20 protein-coding genes are annotated in these 17,145 nt (G+C 70.6%); 8 read left to right on the top strand and 12 right to left on the bottom strand.

Features of this window, described 5'->3' with window-relative positions; translation table 11 throughout:
- Window positions 1-25: 25 nt before the first annotated feature.
- Entirely contained in the window at window positions 26-406 is a 381-nt protein-coding gene (locus HCN51_RS42580) for a winged helix-turn-helix transcriptional regulator (protein ID WP_168017681.1), read from the bottom strand.
- Between the two features lie 82 nt (window positions 407-488).
- Here HCN51_RS42580 and HCN51_RS42575 point away from each other — a divergent pair, with 82 nt between their 5' ends.
- Together HCN51_RS42575 and HCN51_RS42570 are read left to right on the top strand one after the other, a co-directional pair.
- Window positions 489-923, top strand: coding sequence for a nuclear transport factor 2 family protein (locus tag HCN51_RS42575; protein ID WP_168017680.1), 435 nt, complete (start codon window positions 489-491; stop codon window positions 921-923).
- Between the two features lie 54 nt (window positions 924-977).
- Window positions 978-1,595 (top strand): hypothetical protein, encoded by a 618-nt coding sequence (locus tag HCN51_RS42570; RefSeq protein ID WP_168017679.1) that lies wholly within the window; start codon window positions 978-980, stop codon window positions 1,593-1,595.
- A gap of 14 nt (window positions 1,596-1,609) precedes the next feature.
- Here the strand turns inward: HCN51_RS42570 and HCN51_RS42565 are convergent, their stop codons facing one another.
- Window positions 1,610-1,774, bottom strand: a complete 165-nt coding sequence (locus HCN51_RS42565) for a hypothetical protein (protein ID WP_168017678.1) — start codon at window positions 1,772-1,774, stop codon at window positions 1,610-1,612.
- A 6-nt stretch (window positions 1,775-1,780) separates the two neighbouring features.
- Window positions 1,781-2,098 carry a hypothetical protein gene (locus tag HCN51_RS42560; protein WP_206068533.1) on the bottom strand — a complete coding sequence of 106 codons (318 nt, stop codon included), beginning with the start codon at window positions 2,096-2,098 and terminating at the stop codon, window positions 1,781-1,783.
- A gap of 309 nt (window positions 2,099-2,407) precedes the next feature.
- Here HCN51_RS42560 and HCN51_RS42555 point away from each other — a divergent pair, with 309 nt between their 5' ends.
- Window positions 2,408-3,070 carry a hypothetical protein gene (locus HCN51_RS42555; protein ID WP_168017676.1) on the top strand — a complete coding sequence of 221 codons (663 nt, stop codon included), beginning with the start codon at window positions 2,408-2,410 and terminating at the stop codon, window positions 3,068-3,070.
- Between the two features lie 29 nt (window positions 3,071-3,099).
- Entirely contained in the window at window positions 3,100-3,384 is a 285-nt protein-coding gene (locus HCN51_RS42550) for a hypothetical protein (RefSeq protein WP_168017675.1), read from the top strand.
- A 5-nt stretch (window positions 3,385-3,389) separates the two neighbouring features.
- Here HCN51_RS42550 and HCN51_RS42545 read toward each other — a convergent pair whose 3' ends face one another.
- Window positions 3,390-4,301: a hypothetical protein gene (locus HCN51_RS42545; RefSeq protein ID WP_168017674.1), complete on the bottom strand. Its 912-nt coding sequence runs from the start codon at window positions 4,299-4,301 to the stop codon at window positions 3,390-3,392.
- Between the two features lie 8 nt (window positions 4,302-4,309).
- Entirely contained in the window at window positions 4,310-4,858 is a 549-nt protein-coding gene (locus HCN51_RS42540; RefSeq protein WP_168017673.1) for a sigma-70 family RNA polymerase sigma factor, read from the bottom strand.
- 282 nt (window positions 4,859-5,140) lie between these two features.
- Here HCN51_RS42540 and HCN51_RS42535 point away from each other — a divergent pair, with 282 nt between their 5' ends.
- The gene (locus HCN51_RS42535; protein ID WP_206068532.1) at window positions 5,141-5,707 is read left to right on the top strand and encodes a TetR/AcrR family transcriptional regulator; all 567 of its coding nucleotides are present in this window, start codon (window positions 5,141-5,143) and stop codon (window positions 5,705-5,707) included.
- A 217-nt stretch (window positions 5,708-5,924) separates the two neighbouring features.
- Here HCN51_RS42535 and HCN51_RS42530 read toward each other — a convergent pair whose 3' ends face one another.
- From HCN51_RS42530 to HCN51_RS42520, 3 genes are read right to left on the bottom strand one after another with little or no spacing between them, the layout of a single operon-like run.
- Window positions 5,925-6,719, bottom strand: coding sequence for an alpha/beta fold hydrolase (locus HCN51_RS42530; RefSeq protein WP_168017672.1), 795 nt, complete (start codon window positions 6,717-6,719; stop codon window positions 5,925-5,927).
- A 14-nt stretch (window positions 6,720-6,733) separates the two neighbouring features.
- Complete coding sequence (locus HCN51_RS42525; RefSeq protein ID WP_168017671.1) at window positions 6,734-7,213, bottom strand: DUF3224 domain-containing protein; 480 nt, start codon at window positions 7,211-7,213, stop codon at window positions 6,734-6,736.
- Window positions 7,210-8,400 (bottom strand): FAD-dependent monooxygenase, encoded by a 1,191-nt coding sequence (locus tag HCN51_RS42520; protein WP_168017697.1) that lies wholly within the window; start codon window positions 8,398-8,400, stop codon window positions 7,210-7,212. The genes HCN51_RS42525 and HCN51_RS42520 overlap by 4 nt, the downstream gene beginning before the upstream one ends.
- Before the next feature lie 109 nt (window positions 8,401-8,509).
- Between HCN51_RS42520 and HCN51_RS42515 the strand changes: the two genes are divergently transcribed.
- Window positions 8,510-9,346, top strand: coding sequence for an IclR family transcriptional regulator domain-containing protein (locus tag HCN51_RS42515; protein WP_168017670.1), 837 nt, complete (start codon window positions 8,510-8,512; stop codon window positions 9,344-9,346).
- Between the two features lie 360 nt (window positions 9,347-9,706).
- Here the strand turns inward: HCN51_RS42515 and HCN51_RS42510 are convergent, their stop codons facing one another.
- The 4 genes from HCN51_RS42510 to HCN51_RS42495 all read right to left on the bottom strand — a co-directional run bounded on the left by HCN51_RS42510 (window position 9,707) and on the right by HCN51_RS42495 (window position 13,447).
- On the bottom strand, window positions 9,707-10,663 hold the full coding sequence (locus tag HCN51_RS42510; RefSeq protein WP_206068531.1) for a hypothetical protein: 957 nt from the start codon (window positions 10,661-10,663) through the stop codon (window positions 9,707-9,709).
- Window positions 10,664-11,297: 634 nt separating this feature from the next.
- Window positions 11,298-11,681 (bottom strand): DoxX family protein, encoded by a 384-nt coding sequence (locus HCN51_RS42505; protein WP_168017669.1) that lies wholly within the window; start codon window positions 11,679-11,681, stop codon window positions 11,298-11,300.
- A gap of 289 nt (window positions 11,682-11,970) precedes the next feature.
- Complete coding sequence (locus tag HCN51_RS42500) at window positions 11,971-12,717, bottom strand: class F sortase (RefSeq protein WP_168017668.1); 747 nt, start codon at window positions 12,715-12,717, stop codon at window positions 11,971-11,973.
- Between the two features lies 1 nt (window position 12,718).
- Window positions 12,719-13,447: a 1-acyl-sn-glycerol-3-phosphate acyltransferase gene (locus HCN51_RS42495; protein ID WP_168017667.1), complete on the bottom strand. Its 729-nt coding sequence runs from the start codon at window positions 13,445-13,447 to the stop codon at window positions 12,719-12,721.
- Window positions 13,448-13,880: 433 nt separating this feature from the next.
- Between HCN51_RS42495 and HCN51_RS42490 the strand changes: the two genes are divergently transcribed.
- Both HCN51_RS42490 and HCN51_RS42485 read left to right on the top strand, forming a co-directional pair.
- Window positions 13,881-16,400 (top strand): ABC transporter permease, encoded by a 2,520-nt coding sequence (locus HCN51_RS42490; protein WP_168017666.1) that lies wholly within the window; start codon window positions 13,881-13,883, stop codon window positions 16,398-16,400.
- Complete coding sequence (locus tag HCN51_RS42485) at window positions 16,397-17,134, top strand: ABC transporter ATP-binding protein (RefSeq protein ID WP_168017665.1); 738 nt, start codon at window positions 16,397-16,399, stop codon at window positions 17,132-17,134. Before HCN51_RS42490 ends, HCN51_RS42485 begins: the two co-directional genes overlap by 4 nt.
- Window positions 17,135-17,145: the final 11 nt, after the last annotated feature.

Below are 17,145 nucleotides of genomic sequence, written 5' to 3'. Positions count from 1 at the left end.
CTAGCCCGTTTTCCGCACGCTGCCGTCAGCCCTCGTGTTCGCGATCGTAGGCGGCCTGGGCGGCGGCGACGGCGGCGCCGTGTCGCTTGGCCCAGTCGGTGAGCTCCAGCAGCGACTTGTGGAGTTCCTGGGCCATCTCCGTCAGCGTGTACTCGACCCTAGGCGGAACGACCGGGTGGACGGTGCGTACGAGCAGGCCGTCCCGCTCCAGCTTGCGCAGCTTGAGCGTGAGCATGCGCCTGCTGATTCCTCTGATCGAACGTTCCAGCTCCGTGAACCGGACCGGACCTCGCGCAGCGGCCACCAGGATGCCGATGCTCCACTTCCCGGAGACGTGATCGAGGACCTCCGAGACCGGGCACGCCTCGCTGGCCAGGGCTGACACATCGATGTGACTCTGAGACATGAAAGTGCCTTCTTCCGCCGGGCTCGACAGTCACCAATCATGACTCCGTATCAAATCGTGCACCCAACCGGAAGGCGACCCGATGCTTCAGGAACTCGCAGACCGCACCGCGATCGTGGACGCCGTCATCGCGTATGCGACGGCTCTGGATACCAGGGACTGGGAGACCCTGGGCGGGCTGTTCACCGGCGACGCTCGCTGGGAGTACAGCGGTTCGGGCGAACGGCTCTGCGGGCCTGACGCGATCATCGCCAGGATCAGGACCAGCTTGGAGCGATTCGACGCCACCCATCACCTGAACGGCAACCACGTCGTCACGGTGCATGGTGACGAGGCCGAGCACACGTGCTACTACCAGGCCCAGCATGTCCGCCTCGGCCTGCCCGACGGCGAGAAGTTCCTTGGCGGGGGCCGCTACGACGACCGGCTGCGCCGCACCCCGGACGGCTGGCGGTTCGCCCACCGCAGGATCACTGGCGTCTGGAGCGAGGGAAACCCCGCCGTGATCACGTCCTGACGGCGGATCCACACGTGCGGAAAACGGGGCTAGCTGCTCACGGCGGTGGCGGTCGTGGCGGTGGTCGCCCTGCCGTCCGACGCGGCCGTCTCTCTGTTCGCGGAGGCCTCCACGACGACCTCCCCGGACCACCTCGTCGTACGGATACAAGACCCGGTAGCCGATCTGGCACGCTACCGGGCCGAGTTCCGGCGGCGCGAGATGAACATCGACCTCCAGGTGGTGGCCGCCACCGCCGCCCGGACCGGCAAGGTGCTGTTCCTGGAGGACAGGGACAACCCCGCCGGCAGGCCCGAGATCGTGAGCGGCAGGTGCGGCATCCAGAATTGCGGGGTCGCCGTCAAGGTGCCGGTGAACTACCGCTCGTACGCCAGCATCGTCTTCGGGCGCCCCGCGAAGCCGGGAGAGATGTACGACACCGGTCCCGGCGACTCGCCCGGCGAGGGCATCGGGCTGCCGGACATCACCGCCTACCGCGTCCTGGAGGCGGTGGCCGCCCTGCGGAAGCGGAACCTGGAGATCGAGTACCGATACAGCTACCGGGGCTCCGACCAGCCGTACCCGAAAGGCGTTCCCGCCTCGCAGGTGCGGCCGGACTGGTACGTCCACGACGGGCTGCACGGTGACGCGGGGCAGGTCATCCTGTTCGTCGGCCCGGAGGCGGCGGGCTGACAGGAGCCGGGAGCTCAGCTACCGGGCGGTGGTGTGGCGTCGCCGATGTCGTCGGCCGTCGGGTCGTCCACTATCTCGCACGGCTTGACGGGCCCGTTCGTCAGTTGCCCCTTGAACCCCCAGGCGACCCCGGGACGATCCTTGGTGGGAGTGACGGGGTTCTCCCAGATCTCGAGCATCGCGATCTAGCCTCGCTCGATGTGGCGAGGGTAGACGGTGATGCCGTCCTTCGGGCGGATCGCTTGGTAGGAGGGCGTTCTGTGGAGCTGGTCCAGGAGCCTGGCCCGCGCGGCAGCGTCACCGGCGGTCGGCTCCCGCCCCGCCGCGCCAACGTCGTCGCCCTCCAGGGCGGGGGCCCGGGTGTTGCCGCAGCGCTTGCCGAGCGGCAGATAGGTGAAGTCGGCAGCCGTCACGCCCCGCCCGGCCAGGTCCTGCTCGAGCTGCGCGGGCTCCCGCAGGTCGTAGATCTCGATGTTGATCGATCCGTCCTGGTTGTCGGTCACGGCGTATGCCGGGGAGGCGGAGGCGAGCAGGAAGGGCAAGGTCCTCGGCGAGTTCCGGGTCGAGCCTGAAGGAGACGTACCGGTAGAGGGTGCCGGCGTAGCGGTCGAACACGGCGGCGAATCGCTCCGGGTCGTCGAGCCAGCTCGCGATGACCTCGGAATCCGCCACCGCCGGTGACGTGTCCGTCACCATAGATGGTCTTTTGTCAGCACTGGGCCTCCCAAGAGATGTCAGCTGTGTCTTGTCGCGAGTGCCAGAAGTGTTCATGGGGGCCGGTGTGACGGACGTACGGTGCGAGACTTGGGAGAGTGGACGACGGCCTGACCGCGGCGCTGGCTCGGCTTCGCGAGGTGTTCGCCCGCTATCCCCGGCGGGCGGTGCTCGAAGGATGCCCGCACTGCCGCGGCTCGGTACGGCCGGAGGAGCACGACCTGTTCGCGCTGACGATCAGCCTCGGCAACACCGTCGGAACCGTCGAGGACGTCAAGAGCCTGCTGCCCTTGCTGCTGGAACGGCTCGTCACCGGCGACGAACTCGACGCGGGCATCGTCCTGGGCAAACCGGCCGCGCAGGGCTGGCGGAGCTGGCCGCGGGATGAGCAGGACGCCGTCGAGGCCTACCTTATGGCGGTCTGGCGGTCGTTGCTGTCCACGTACCCGCCTCGGGCCGGCTCGTTCGGCGACGCGGCCGGCTTCCTCGGCGCGGCCGGCGGACTCACCGGCGACGTGGGCGCCTTCCTCGGCGAATGGGACACCGCTCGTGGACCGGCCGCCGACCGCCACCTCGCCGACCTGGTGGCCGGATGGTCCGGCGGGGTGCGGCTGCCTGCCGAGGTCCTCACGTGGCTCCACAGCGATCTGGTACGTGACCGCCTGCTGGCGGCGTTCGAGCGTGACCATGACAGCGCGTGGGCCGATGACCTCGCACGAGCCTGTGACCTGCTCGGCTGGCGCGCCGGCTCAAACCGGTAGCGGCTGCCGATCAGAGCTACGGTGGAGCGGTGAGGCACGAACTTCCCGGCGGCTGGACGCCGGCGCGGATCGCCGAGGTGGCCGGCACGCGGTCCGCCGAGTTGCTGCCGCTCGACACGCCGGTGTTCATGGACCTGCACACGGGCGCCCGGGAGCGGATCCGCCCCTCGTTGATCATCAAGCTCGGGGAGATCTGCCTGGCGCGCGACGCCGAGGACGGCAGCTACGCGATGGGGCAGCTCGACGGCGACGGCGCCCTGCGCTGCTGGGGGTACTACGGGGACGATCTCGCCGAAGCCTTGCGAGCTCTTTAGAGCACCTACTCGCCGGTGACCGGGTTCCTGTCCAGCCGCTCCTCGGTGACGAGCAACCGGATCACTCCCTTGGAGCGCTCTTCGGCATCCCAGACGATCCAGTCGTCGCCGACGGGGATGTCCTGATCAGAAGGTTCCGCGTAGCCTCCGCTCGGATTGGGCTCGATGACGACCAACACCGCCTTCAAGTGGCGTTTCCTGATCTCGGACATGACCTCGCCGACCGTCTTGCCTTCCACGGGGAAGCCGGCCAGCGAGCCGTTCTTCCCGGTGGCGGAGTGGTACACGAGGACCTTCGGGGTGGGCGCCGGCACCGGCTCGCAGGGCGCCACCGGCCCCCGCATGAGGTACGTGGTGGTCGTGCCGTGTTGGCCGCTGATGGTCCACACGAACGTCTCACCGGGATTGAACAGCTTGGTGTTGATCCGCATCTGCCACCCTCCCCCCGGCTCGCCGGGGATGTTCTCCGGCACGCTGTACAGGCCGCGCGGGATGGTCTGCACATGCTCGCCGCGCGGTTCCCTGCACATCATGCCCGTGGGCACGTGGTCCACCAGCGCCGGCACCCCCAGCTCCCGCAGGCGCCGCTCCAGCTCGGGGGCGTCGTCGAAGTCGCGGATCTGGATCGTCACCATTCCGTCGTCCAGGTTGACGGCGTAGGAGCTGGGCGCGCCGTCCCGCAGCACGATCGGGACCGCCACGATGCCGGCCGCGAGCGCGACCGCGGCCGCCAGCCACGCGACCCTGTACCGGCGCCGTGCCCGCATCGTCACGGGCCCGGACCCGGACGCGGGCTCGTGCGCGGTGACCTCGGCCAGCAGCGCCCGCGCCGCCGGACCGGACGGATCACCGCCCAGACCACCGGGCTCGACCCTGGCCAGCGGTCTGATCGCTTCGATGTCGTCGATGTTCTTCACAACGCTCCTCACAGCGCCCTCTTCGACGGGACCAGCCCGCTCCGCGCGTTCACGTGCACGCCCGCCTCGGTGAGCGCGCGGGACAGGCGGCGGCGGGCGCGGTGCAGCCTGATCCGTACGGCGTTGCGCGACAGCCCCAGCACTTTCGCGATCTCCTCGCGCTCCAGCCCCTCCCAGGCGAGCAGGGACAGCAGCTCCCGGTCGTCGCCGGGCAGGCTCCTGAACGCCCTGCCGATCGCGTCCAGCTCGACCTCGGTGTCCGGGGAGTGCCCGTACAGGTCGGCCAGCTCGGCGTCGAGATCGGCCGTACGCGCCCGGCGGCGATTGTCGCCCCGGAAGTGGTTGGCCAGAACCTTGCGCGCCACGCCGTACAGCCACAGCGTGGCCTCGTCGCCCTCCGGCAGCTCCTCCACTCGCCGCCAGGCGACGGCGAAGGTCTCCGCCACCACGTCGGCGGCGTCCTGCGGCTCGTCGCAGCGGCGCGCGGCATAGGCCGTGATCGGGCCGTAGGCCCGGTGGTAGGCGGCCTCGAACCTGGCCGGCCGCTCGTCATCCACGGGCGGTTCCCATGGTGCGTCTCCTCATCGGCTCGCGTGGTCGGACACCTGTGCCTATGTGCGCGGATCGCCCATCATTTCCGGAACCGTGGCTTCCGCCGTCGCGCGGCGGCGCCCAGTCATCCGACAGATTCGGCCCACGGTTCCGGCCCCGTACCGTGGTCACCGCTCAACGCTCGACAGTGGTTCAAAAGGGAGTGTGGACGGCTGGACGGAGTCGCGGTTCCTTCCAGCCGCCCATCCCGCAGTAGCGCGGGGCGGGGCGGGCGCAGGGGCCTGCCCTTGACACTGGACGAGATCTGCTCGAACGCGCTGCGCTTGATGGACGAGTCGGGCCCCGAGGGCCTGTCCATGCGCCGGCTGGCGGCCGAGCTGGGCGTCAACCCGATGTCGCTCTACCACCATGTGCCCAGCAGGGAGGCGCTGATCGGGCTGGTCTGCTCCAGGGTGGCCGGGCGCGTACCGCTGCCGCCTGATGACGGGGCGCCGTGGCAGGACCAGCTCGCGGAGCTGGCGCTCGCCTACCTGCGCAACGCCCAGGCACACCCCGCCATCTGGGCCTACATCCACACGCATCCGGAGCTCATCGAGGACCGGCGCTCACCGATCCGGAACATCCTGGACCGGGTGCTCCGGCTGGCCGGGGTGGCGGAGCCGGAGCTGCGGCGCACGAGCGACGTGTTGCACGCGCTGGTCACCGGCTTCGTCATCGCCGCGGCCCAGGAGCACCTGCCCGGCGGGCAGGACGAGATCGACCGCGGTTTGGGCACGGCCCTGCGGCTCCTCGTGTCCGGCGTCGCGGGGCTCTCGCAACGTCAGCCGCCGGGTCGTTCAGCGGACGGGCGATAGCCGGCGTTCCCCGCCGGTCGGATCGCTCAAGGCGACGGTCAGGGTGTCGAAGCGCCGGGTGTGGCGATCTGCCGGGGTGCAGCCCGCCCATGCGGGAACGCCCGGACCGTTGGGATTTACGGGGCGGACGAACGAGCCCACGGCCCGGCGGAAGGCACGGCCGATCGGTTCGACGACGGCAGGACTGCGTCGCGGGTGATGGCCGTGGTGAGATCCCTCATCTCAGCTGCCGAGACGGCTGGCTACCGGCACTGAGGCGTCGGAGCAGTTGGGCTGTCGCCTGTGGCTCGACTGCGTAGGGCATGTGTCCTCCGGCCAGGTCATGTACGTGCGTTCCCACCTGATCGGCGACCCACTGTGAAGTGCCCCTCAGCGGCCCTTCGGCGCCGGCGACCACGGCCACGGGCACGCTCGTCCTGGCCAGCGCTGCGGCGTCGAGCTGGTAGGCGGTCAGAGCAGGCACGTCCAACCCGAAGAACGGCTCCCCGTTGGCGATCAACCGTTCGCGGTGGCCGGGGGTCAGGCGGCTGAAGACGTCGCGGAGAGCCTGGCTCGCATGCTCCTCCATCGCTTTGCGGGCATCGCCGCTTCGTGCCTGGCGGGTGATCTCGGCGGCCATGGCCTCGCCTTGAGGTAGGACCGAAAACAGCGGCGGCTCGTGCACTATCGCTGTGGCCACCAGGTCGGCGCGGCGGCTGATCAGGTCAAGCAGGATGACGCCGCCGAGGCTGCCGCCCCAGACGATGGCGGGTGCGAGGTCCAGCGCTTCGAGCAACCCCGCCACGTCGTCCGCCTGCTCGGCGATCGTGGTTCCGTCCTCGGGCCGGCGGCTGCGGAAATAGCCGCGGCGGTCATAGGTCACGATGGTGAACTCGTCGGCCAGCAGTTCGGCCACCTGGGCGAAATGGCTGGCGTCCACCCCTCCTCCTGGAATGAACAGCATCGCGGGGCCGCTGCCGCGCCGCTCAAAGTAGAGCGAGACGCCGTTGACGGCGGCGTAGTCGGAGATCATGTGCTCGTTGCTCCTCAGTCGAACCAGTAGGTGAAGTTGTCCTCGGCGCGCCACGAGCCGTCCGGCTGCACGCGCGCGGTGAATTCCCCGCGTCCCCGCAGTCCGGCCAGCTCGCCGGTGCCCGAGCCGGGCACGACCGTCCAGACGCCGCGCACCGCGTTCGATCCGTCGTCCTGGGCGTGGCTGGTCAGCACGAAGGAGCCCGTCCGGCCGCCGACCGATCCGATGACTCGCTCGACGCCTGCGGCGATCTGCGTGCCGTCGGGGCGGAACACGCGGATGTGGTCGGCGTACCCCATGCCTTCGATTCCGCCGCTGAAGCGCTCGGTGAGCAGCGTTGCGACCACCTCGTAGCCCTCGGCGGCCGGGCCGATGTCCTGCTTGTCGTAGCCGACGACCTCGACCGTGCTGGTGTGGGTGACCGCGTGGTCCGGCGGCTGTGCCTCTTCCACGGCGGCGTGGCCGGGCGTCAGTCCGCCCCAGGTGAATGTCATGTCGCGGTCCTTTCGGCAAAGACGTGTTCGGCGTCGTAGGAGTAGAGCCAGCTGTTGTGGCCGAGCGGGTCTTCGGCGGCGAATGCCGCGTCTCTGCTCTGCTGCTCGGCACCGTCCGGAAGGTGATGGTGGGCCAGCCGCGCCCGGCTCATGACCTGTACCCGCCGGGCGCGTGGCACGCGTGCCTGCTGGTATTGCTCCAGAGCGGCGTGGACGTGTCCCGGGTCACGCGCGAGGCAGGCGGCCAGGACGGCCGCATCCTCGATGGCCTGGCCCGCGCCCTGGGCGAAGAAGGGCAGCATGGGATGAGCGGCGTCTCCCAGCAGCGCCAGACGCCCAGCCGTCCAGACGTCAAGGGGATCGCGTTCCAGGACGGCCCAGCGTCCGACGGACGTTACGGCCGTGAGGAGCTCGCGCAGGCGCGGGTCCCAGTCGGCGAACTCCGCGGCCAGGTCTTGCGGCCGCCCCTGAGAGCTCCAGGACTCCACGTCCTGACTGCCCGCGGGGGTGAAGGCCACGACGTTGACCTGTCTACCGCCGGAGACGGGATAGTGCACGAGATGGCGCCCGTGACCGAGCCAGAGCGTCTGGACGGGGCGGCGAGCGAAGCCGGGGACGGCCTCGGCCGGGATGAGGGCCCTCCAGGCGCACAGTCCGGTTGCCGTGGGCGCTCGCGGCGCGGTGACGCGCCCGCGCAGGATCGAGTGGACGCCGTCGGCCGCGACGACGACTTCGGCGTCAGTGGTTGACCCATCGGCGAAGACGAGCGTTGCGCGATCGTCTTCCATGCGCAGGTCGACGCAACGTTTGCCAAGGTGGATGGCGTATTCGGGCACTGCTGAGCAGAGCATGCCAAGCAGGTCGGCACGGTGGAGCACCCAGGTGGCCTCGCCGTAGAGACGCTCGCACTCCTCGCCCAAGGGCTGTGCGAACAACACCCGGCCGTCCTGCCATCGGCGAAACTCCCACCCCACCTCAAGCCGTACCCCAGCCTCCTCCAAGCGCTGGCCCAGACCGAGGCGGCGCAACAGCCGGGCGGCGTTGGGCGCCACGACGAGCCCGGCGCCGACCTCGGTCAATCTGGCGGCCTGCTCGAACAACGCGACGTGCAGGCCGGCCCGGCGCAGGAAGGCCGCGGCCGCGAAGCCGCCGATGCCACCTCCGACCACCGCAACGGTGAGCGCCATCACGGCACCCCCTTTCTCATCAAACCGGGAATTCACCGGAGTCGGAATTCACTATGAAAGGAGACGAGTCGGGTCGAAACGCCGATCCCACTCAGCGGGAGACCACCTGGTGGAGGAAGTCGTGGCAGGAAACAACGGGCATCCCGGGCAGTCGGTCATTGCCAAGGTCGCGGCGATCTTGGGCGCCTTCACCGGCGAACGCGTCCAGTTGTCCCTCTCCGACCTGTGCCGGGCAACCGGCCTGCCCACGAGCACCGTCCACCGCCTGGCCCAGGAACTGATCGGCCTGGGCGTGCTGGAGCGCTCGCGAGACAGGCGTTACATGGTGGGGGCGCGGCCATGGGAACTGGCCGCCCGCGCGTCCCGGGTCTCGGTCCTGCGTGAGGCGGCGCTACCGTACATGCACGACCTGCACCACGCCACGCGCCAGCACGTGCAATTGGCCGTCGCGGACGGTGACCAGGCCCTGCTCGTGGAGAAGATCTCCGGGCTGGGCGCGATCCCAACCGTTGGACGCGCAGGGGGTAGATTGCCGCTGCACGCCAGCGGAGTGGGCAAGGCCATCCTCGCCCATTCCAGCCCGGCCGTTCAGGACAGGATTGTGACCGGCGTGCTCGTTCGCTACACACCGAAAACGCTGACCTCGCCGGACGCGCTGCGTACCGCGCTCGCGGAGGTCCGGCGCGTGGGCCACGCCACCTGCGACGAGGAGCTCACCCTGGGAGCCGTGTCGTGTGCGGCACCAGTGTTCGGCCCGCGCTCCGCGATGGTGGCCGCCGTGTCCGTCGTGGGACCAGCGAGCTCAGGGGCGCTGCACGAGATGGCCGCTGCAGTCCGCACCATCGCACACGGCATTTCGCGTGCGCTGCACGCGATGCCTGCTTCGCGCCCCGTCGGTGGGATGTCGCCGCTGTCTCATCTCCTCGTGGGCGGCGCGCTCCGGTAACGCCGCATCTGGACGCCGGGTGGGAATGCAGGACCTCCATGCAAGCGTTCGCCTTCGTGCCGATCTACCAGAGTGCTGGTCAGAGGGCCGGCTCGGCCGGAAGACGGCGGCGCGATCTACGCCGCGAACAACTAACCTCGGGTTCGTCGGCCTGCTCGAGAAGGGGGCCAACACAAGGCACAGATCGATCTCGGCCGCCGAGCCTTTCCTGAGGTAGCGGCCAAGCCGCAGCGGGCGCGCTGGAACGGGCTGCCTGGCACGTACGACCTTGCGGCGTGAATGGCTCGAAATCCCTGGCAAAGCCGGTCCGCCAAGAGGAGGGCTTGAGTAGCGCCAGGGGTGGCGTGCCCAGTGTCAAGATCAAGCCCTGGTCCCGCTCCAGCCACTCCTTTCCGTGGTGAGAGCGGAGGGTTCGGGGTCGCTATGGTCAGAGACGGCCTGGGCGGAGCTCACGCTTCGCCTCAAGGCCTCCTCCAACTGGCTGGCATCCATGGTCAGGCGCTGCAACTCCCGTACGGCGAACGCGTCGGCCTCCGTCTCGGCCACCAGCTCCTCGTACTGAGGCAGCCGCCCGCGCAGCTCCTCGACCTGAAGGCGGGCCTGGTATGCGCGCTCGGCCTCGGACACGTGGGCGGCGTACCGTTCGAGCGCCTCCACCCGGGCCAGCACCGCCTCCTGGCTCAGGTCCAGCGCACGGGTGAGCGGCAGAACCGCAGCCTCGGCCTCGGGTGTGAGCCCCTGCGAGATGGTTGCCCGGTGCGCGACGCGCACAGACGACAGCTTGGCCAGCAGCCGAGTGATCTCCCATTCCTGCGCGGGCAGCATCACCGCGTTGCGTACGTCATCGAGCAGGCCTTCAGTGTTGACCCGGGAGGCGGTGACGGTGATGATGGCGCGCTGGGCACGGGTCAGGAGGCGGCGGGCGGACGGGTCGAGATCCTCGACGAGCACGTAGTGGCCCTCGTACCAGCGCAACTGCGCGAAGAGCTCTCGTTCCTGCTCGAACTCGTCATCCTCGTCCTTGGGCAGGCTGAGGCGGCCGGTCAGCGCTGCGATCACCAGGCCGATGATCAGGCCGGCGGTGGGCACCGCGAGCAACATCAGGGTCGAGCCCAGGCTCGTGGAGTCCCGGCTCAGCAGCAGGCCGATCAGAGCCGCCGGCCCGAAGGCTGCGAGCATGAGGACGTGTCCGCGCGTGAGCGGCCGCCGAGACGCGGGGGTCCAGCCCTGACGCATCTTGAGCAGAACGCCTCGGCTCTCCCTCAGCAGGTGGGCACTCTCCGGCGGCACCTCAGGGTCGACTATCACATCCGCCATGAATCCGGGTCCTATTGCTGTAGGCGGTCACTCTTTGAGGGCACAGCAGGCATGGCTGCAATCCTTTTCCAAGGCCCAGGGCGGCCGCATCTGTCACACGACTGGTCTCAAGGGCATCGAGCCCCAAGATCAGATCTCTTGAGGTAGGCATGGTTCAGGGGGCTCAGCAGGCGTGAGGCGGGTCCTGGCCGCCGGTGTGCCGGGCCTGGGTCGCGCCGAGCCCGCTGTGGGGGCACGCGCCGCATGATCGCCGGAATGGCAGCGCACTGTCCGCGGAGTGGCGCCCGCCGAACACCTGATCCCACAGCCTGGCAGAGGCGTGGATGGGGTCATGTGCCGTCGCGTGACGCAGTCGCCTCGCGCACGCGTTGGCTGATCACCGGCAGGGACGACTCGAGGAAGGCCGGAACCCGTGCCTTGCCGCACGTTATGGATCACCCCGGCGGGGGTGACGGGAATGGCCATCTCTTCGGCACCAGCCAGTGCTGGGGCCGAGGATGTCGCTACCATCGCCGACCAGGAGGCGGCGCTGGCCCAGGATCTGGCACCGTCGCCGCCGACGAGGGCCTCGCCTTGGAGGAGGCCACTGGCTTCTCAAGCCACCTGCGGTCGGCTTGTGCCCTCGGTTCCGCGATCAGCCGGCGAAGGGAATGGGGCCGAAGCGGCACCACGCCACGAAGACGGCCAGGACGAGATAGGCCACGTTCACCACGATGGCCTTCTCCTCGTGACGGCGGAGGTGCGTGATCATCGCGCCGACCATCAGGAGTGCCAGCCCCAGGGCGGCCAGCGGCACCAGGACCGGCGCGATGCCGAGGGCGGCGGGCAGGATCAGGCCGGCCGCGGCCAGGACTTCGAGAACTCCGATGGTTTTCACGCTGCCGGTGCTGAAGTCCTCGGCCCAGCCTCCGGTCGAGGTGGCGGCCAGCTTGTTCTTGGGCAGGACCAGCTTGATGGTGCCGCCCGCCAGGAAGGCGGCGGCGAGCAGTCCGGCGATGATCCACAGAGCAACGTTCATGGGTTTCCTTCGGAGGGTCGTTGACGAGTTCGGCTGCCGGAGCCGGCGCGGCCGTCGGGTCTCCTGCGAGGGCGGCGACGGCCGGATCGCCGGCTCTCCTTCGGCTGTATGACGACACAGCCGCTCGGAGTGTGAGGCCGGCTGCGTTCACCGCAGCGTTCCTGTCCGGCCACCAGACCCCGAGGGGTTGCCAAGAGCCGCAGGCTCGTGTTGTGCGCACGCTGCCCTGCCCGCGACGGGCGCGCTTCGAGGAAGGGCCTCCCGCGCCGCCGGCGCCTGGCTCTCGCGCTCAGCTTCGATGGAAGCTCGTCATCGTCGCGTAGACGATGATGTTGTCCAGGTAGTGCCCGGTGGTCCGGTCGTAGTCGCCGCCGCAGGTGATGAGATGGAGCTGGGCGTCGTCCCGGGGCCCGTACACGCGCTGGGTCGGGAAGGCCTTCTTGCCTGCCTGCTCCACGCCGCCGACGGTGAAGACCGCCGTCGTCCTGTCCTGGCGCCTGATCTCGATCACGTCGCCGTTCTTGATCTCCCGTAGTCGGGCGAACACGGCGGCGCGTGTGCGGGTGTCCTTGTGGCCGAGCAGGACCGCCGGGCCCGCCTCCCCCGGGGTGGACATGTTGCGGTACCAGCCGGCCAGGTTGGGCTCGTCCATGTCGGGCACCTCGATCGTGCCGTCCTTGGCCAGGCCCAGCGACGTGATCGGCGCGTCGATCCCCAGTGAGGTGATCACGATCCTGGTGGGTGTGGACGGCAGCATGGGAGGTGCCGGGGTGATCCGCGGCAGTGGTGGCGGCATGTCGGCCGGGGCCTGGAAGAGCGCCTGCCCCGGCCGGCCGCTCTGCTCGGGCTGCGCTGGCAGGTTCAGGGTGTCCCTGTCGCGCGGCAGGCCGTACTCGCCGGGCGACCGCAACACGATCAGCAGCCCCGCCACGACCGACGCCACACCGGCGAGGGCGGCCACGATCAGGACGGCCTTGAGCGCGCCGCGTGGCGCCGCCGGGTGCGCGGTGCCACGGTACGGCCGGTGGTCCGGCATCTCACCTCCTCATGAGGCCGTGCCGCATGGCGGGCTCGCAGGAGTCTTCCGCTTCGCTCGCCAGCCGGCGCAACGCCCGCATGATCTCTTCGGTGACCGCGTGAAGATCGGCGCCGCTGCCATCCTCGTACGATATCGGCAGAGGCGGCCCGGCCACCACGGTCACCGGCGTGCGGAGCCGTAGCCGCAGGCGGCCCGTCTCCGGGTCCAGGATGTTCTGCGGGCCCCAGCTCGCGACCGGAACGATCGGCGCGCCGGTGCTCAGCAGCAGGCGGGCCGCGCCCGTCTTGCCCTTGCGGCGCATCTTGTCCTCCCACGGCTTGGGGGTACCGCCTTCGGGATAGATGACGACGACGTCGCCCGCCCGCAACGCCTCGGCAGCCACGACGAGCACCCGTCCTGCGTCGGCGCCGCCGCGGTTGACGGGGATCTGCCGCATCCTGAGCAGGAAGCGGCCCAGCAGGGGTACGTCGAACAGCGGCGCCTTGGCCAGGAATCGCGGCCAGCGGCCCGCCGCGCCCATGAAGCCGGCTATCACCAGCGAATCCACCTTCGACACGTGATTGGCGACGATGATCACGGCTCCGTCGCGCGGGATGTGTTCGAGGCCGGCGTAGCGACGTCGGGTGGCCAGGCGCAGCACGCCCTGCAAGGCCGCCATCGACATCCGCTGCCAGAAGTCCGGCGCACGATCCGAGCGACTGTTCACCAAGCCATCCCCCAAGCACACGACTCAGCGGCTCCTCGTGAAGACGGCCGCGGCGAGCACCGCGCTTTCGCTGAAGCCGCGTGAACCCGCAGTGAACCGTCGTGCGGTGCCGCGGTACGCGCACGCGAAGCTATCGACCCGGGTAGCGGTGGCGAATCTGTAGCATGACCGGACTTCACTCACCCCTCTCTTCGCGTGTGCGGGTTGGTGCCGGCTTCCCAGGCCGGGCTGACCTATCTGCTGCGCTTCAGGAGATCCAGTACGAGGGAGACGGTCCTCGAACCCGCCAATGTGGATCGCATATCCCTCCAAATGAGCATCCCGGACTGGTACCACGGTCCCGTCCGGCTCGCCGATGGTGACCCGGGTGCCGCGTCACGATCCTCCCTACGGCCGAAGAAACGGAGCATGACAGTCGCCACGCTGGAGGCGTCAATCGATTCGGGGATGGTGAATGGTGACGTGGCTGGCGTGGCGGACGCTGCGATGGCATCCGGGAAGCCTGATCGGCACCTGGGTCACGCTGGTCGTCGCGGCGACCGCGGTCGCCGCCCTGTGGTTCGTGGTCGACACCACGGACCGGCGGCAGGTGCCGGTGGAGCGGTACGCGGGCGTCCCGCTGGTGGCCGGCACGGCCGGAGGGGGGATCTCGCCCGCCCTGGTGGCGTCGGTCCGCTCGCTCCCGGAGGTGGGGGCCGCGGTGCCCGAGCGAAGCTTCCCTGCCGGCCTGTCCGTTCACGGGCGCCCGGTGCGGGTGCCCGGTGACCAGAACGCCTGGCCGTGGGGGCATGGCTGGTCGAGCGCCCGGCTGACGCCGTTCGCGCTCCGTGACGGGCGGCCGCCGCTGGCCCGGGACGAGGTGGTCGTCGACGCGCGGCTCGCCGCCGCCGCGAGGCTCGGGGTCGGGGACCGGGTGGAGGTCACCGTGGCGGGGACCATCCGTACCTGCGAGGTGGTCGGCGTGGCGGCCGCCCGTTCGGCCTGGCGGTACCAGTCGGCGCTGTTCTTCGCCGACGGCCACGTCACCGAGCTGCTCGGAGGCCGGCGCGGTGCTGACGCGCTCGGCGTCTTCCCCCGGCCAGGTGTCGGGACGCAGGCACTGCGGGCGGCTGTGGCACGGGCCGTCCAGCCGTACAACGCGCCCGGCCTGCCCGTGGTGAGCGTCGCCACCGGCGCGGACCGCGGCGAACAGGAGAACAACTTCCCTTCCCCCGCCGGGTTCAACACCCTGTGGTTCTCGGTGTGGATCACGGCCCTGATCTCGACCGGAATGATCGCCGCCGCCATGGGCGTGTCGGTCCGGCGGCGCGGCATGGAGATCGCCGTGCTGCGGGCGATCGGTGCCCGGCCCGGGCAGATCCGCCGCATGCTGCTCGCCGAAGGGGTGTCGCTCGCCGTCGTGGCCGCCGCCGTGGCGGTCCCGCTCGGCATGCTCCTCGCGCCGGCCGTCGCGGCCCGCTTCCGCGACTTCGGTGCCGTGAGTGTGGCGTTCGAGGTCGGCTACCGCCCGGCGCCCATGGCGGGGACGCTCGCGCTCGCCCTGGCCATGGCCCTGACGGCGAACCTGATCTCGGTGCGGCGCGCGCTGCGCATCCGCCCGGGCGACGCCCTTGCCGAGGCTCCGGCCGAGGGCCGGACGCTCGGCAAGGGACGGTTGCTGACCGGCCTGGCGCTGCTGGCGGGCGCCGGCGCCCTGTCGGCGGTCCTGCTGTCGGACCTGTTCGCGCCGGACGGGCCCGCCCTCATGGGCCTGCAGTTCGCCACGCTGGGGCTGACCGTGTCCGCGGCCGGCCTGCTGGCGCCGTGGGGTGTGCTGGTCGCGGGCAGGCTGGTGCGTCCCGTCGTCGCCCGCCTGTCACCGGTGAGCGGTCATCTCGCGGCCGCCGCCGTGGTGTTCAACCATCGCAGGTACGCCGGGGCGGTGGCGTCGCTGACGCTCGGCGTGGCGCTGGTGGGCGTGGTCACCGGCACGCAGCTCTTCTACGACTGGCGGGTGGCCGCGCAGGCCGTCCGCGACGTCCGCGCCGACTTCGTGCTGCGGCCCACTCCTGGCGCGGGCGCGCTGTCGGAGGTGCTGCGGCGCCGCGTCCTGGCGCACGAGGGGACGTCCGCCGCGGTCGGGATCGGCTCGATGCCGGCGGCGGTGTCGGTCGAGGGCCGGCCGGCCGCCCGGGAGCCGCTGCCGCCCGCCTCCGTCACGCTGGTCACCGGCGACCTCACCCAGGTCCTCGATCTGCCGGTACGCGGCCGGCCACCCCGCGACCTGGGCACGGACGAGATCGCCATGAGCGACGCGCTGGCCGCCCGCGCCGGGGCCGGGCTGGGGTCGCGACTACGGATCCGCTTGCCCGGAACGGCCCAGGACTCCTCCTTCACGGTGACCACGATCTACACGGCCACTCCCGAGGTGGGGCTGATGCTGCTGCCGGCCGGGGCGATCGCCGGCACCCACCTGACGTCGAACCTGCACGAGCGGATCTACGTGCGCGGCGCCGACCCCGGCGAGGTCGTGGACGCGCGTTCGGCCGTCGAGTCCCTCACCAGGCAGGAGTACATGTGGCGCAAGAGCGAGGAGAACGCGGCGCGCAACCGCCTCATGCCGTACCTCTCCGTCCTGGTCGCGTTGTTCTGCGCGGTGGCCGCGGTCAACAGCCTGTGCCTGGCGCTCGTGGACCGGCGGCGGGAGTTCACCGGCCTGCGGCAGCTCGGCATGCGGCGCGGCCGGTTGGCGGGCATGGCCTGCTGGGAGAGCGTGCTCACCGTCGTGCCCGTCCTCGTGCTCGCCCTGGCCGCCTGCGCGTGGCTGGTGGCCGTGCAGGCCGCGAGCGAGCCCGGCGGCCTGGCCGGGACGTTGTCGTTCATCCCGTTCGGCTGGCTGGCCGCGCTCGGAGGCGGTGCCCTCGCGGGCACGGTCGCCGGGTCACTGCTGGTCATCCGCGGGGTCATGAGGAACAACAGGCAGGAGATGGCATGAACGTCGATCCGGAGCCGGCGGTGCTCCTCGACGGCGTCGGCAAGGTCTACGGTACGGGGCCCTCGGCCGTGACGGCGTTGCACGAGGTCAGCCACGGGTTCCCCCGGGGCTCGTTCACGGCGGTGATGGGGCCGTCGGGCTCGGGTAAGACCACGCTGCTGCAGTGTGCCGCCGGGCTCATTCGTCCCACGGCGGGCTCGGTACGGGTGGGCGGCGCCGACCTCACGACGCTGACCGAGGCCGAGCTGTCCAGGCTGCGCGGCCGGCGCATCGGGTTCGTCTTCCAGGCGTTCAACCTGCTGCCCGCGCTCACCGCCCGGGAGAACATCGAGCTGCCGCTGCGGCTGACCGGGACGAGGGCCCGGCCCGGCTGGGTGGAGGAGCTGGTGCGCCGGACCGGCATCGCCGACCAGGTCAACCGCCGGCCGCACGAGCTGTCGGGAGGGCAGCAGCAGCGGGTGGCCATCTGCCGCGCGCTGGTGGCCCAGCCGGAGGTGGTCTTCGCCGACGAGCCGACCGGCAACCTCGACACCCGGTCGGGGCAGGAGGTCCTGACCCAGTTGCGTCTGGTGGTCGACGTCCTGGGGCAGACGGTCATCATGGTCACCCACGACCCGGCCGTCGCCTCTCGCGCCGACCGGGTGCTGATCCTCAGCGACGGGCGGCTGACCGACGTCATCGACGCGCCGACGACCGCCCGGATCTCCACCGCCCTCACCCACCGAGCCGGTTGACGAAGATCGTA

It is taken from the genome of Nonomuraea composti (genome assembly GCF_012034275.1).
Classification (GTDB): Bacteria; Actinomycetota; Actinomycetes; order Streptosporangiales; family Streptosporangiaceae; genus Nonomuraea; species Nonomuraea composti.
Note: the sequence above shows the minus strand (reverse complement) of the source record. Positions and strands in the feature narration are given on the sequence as shown.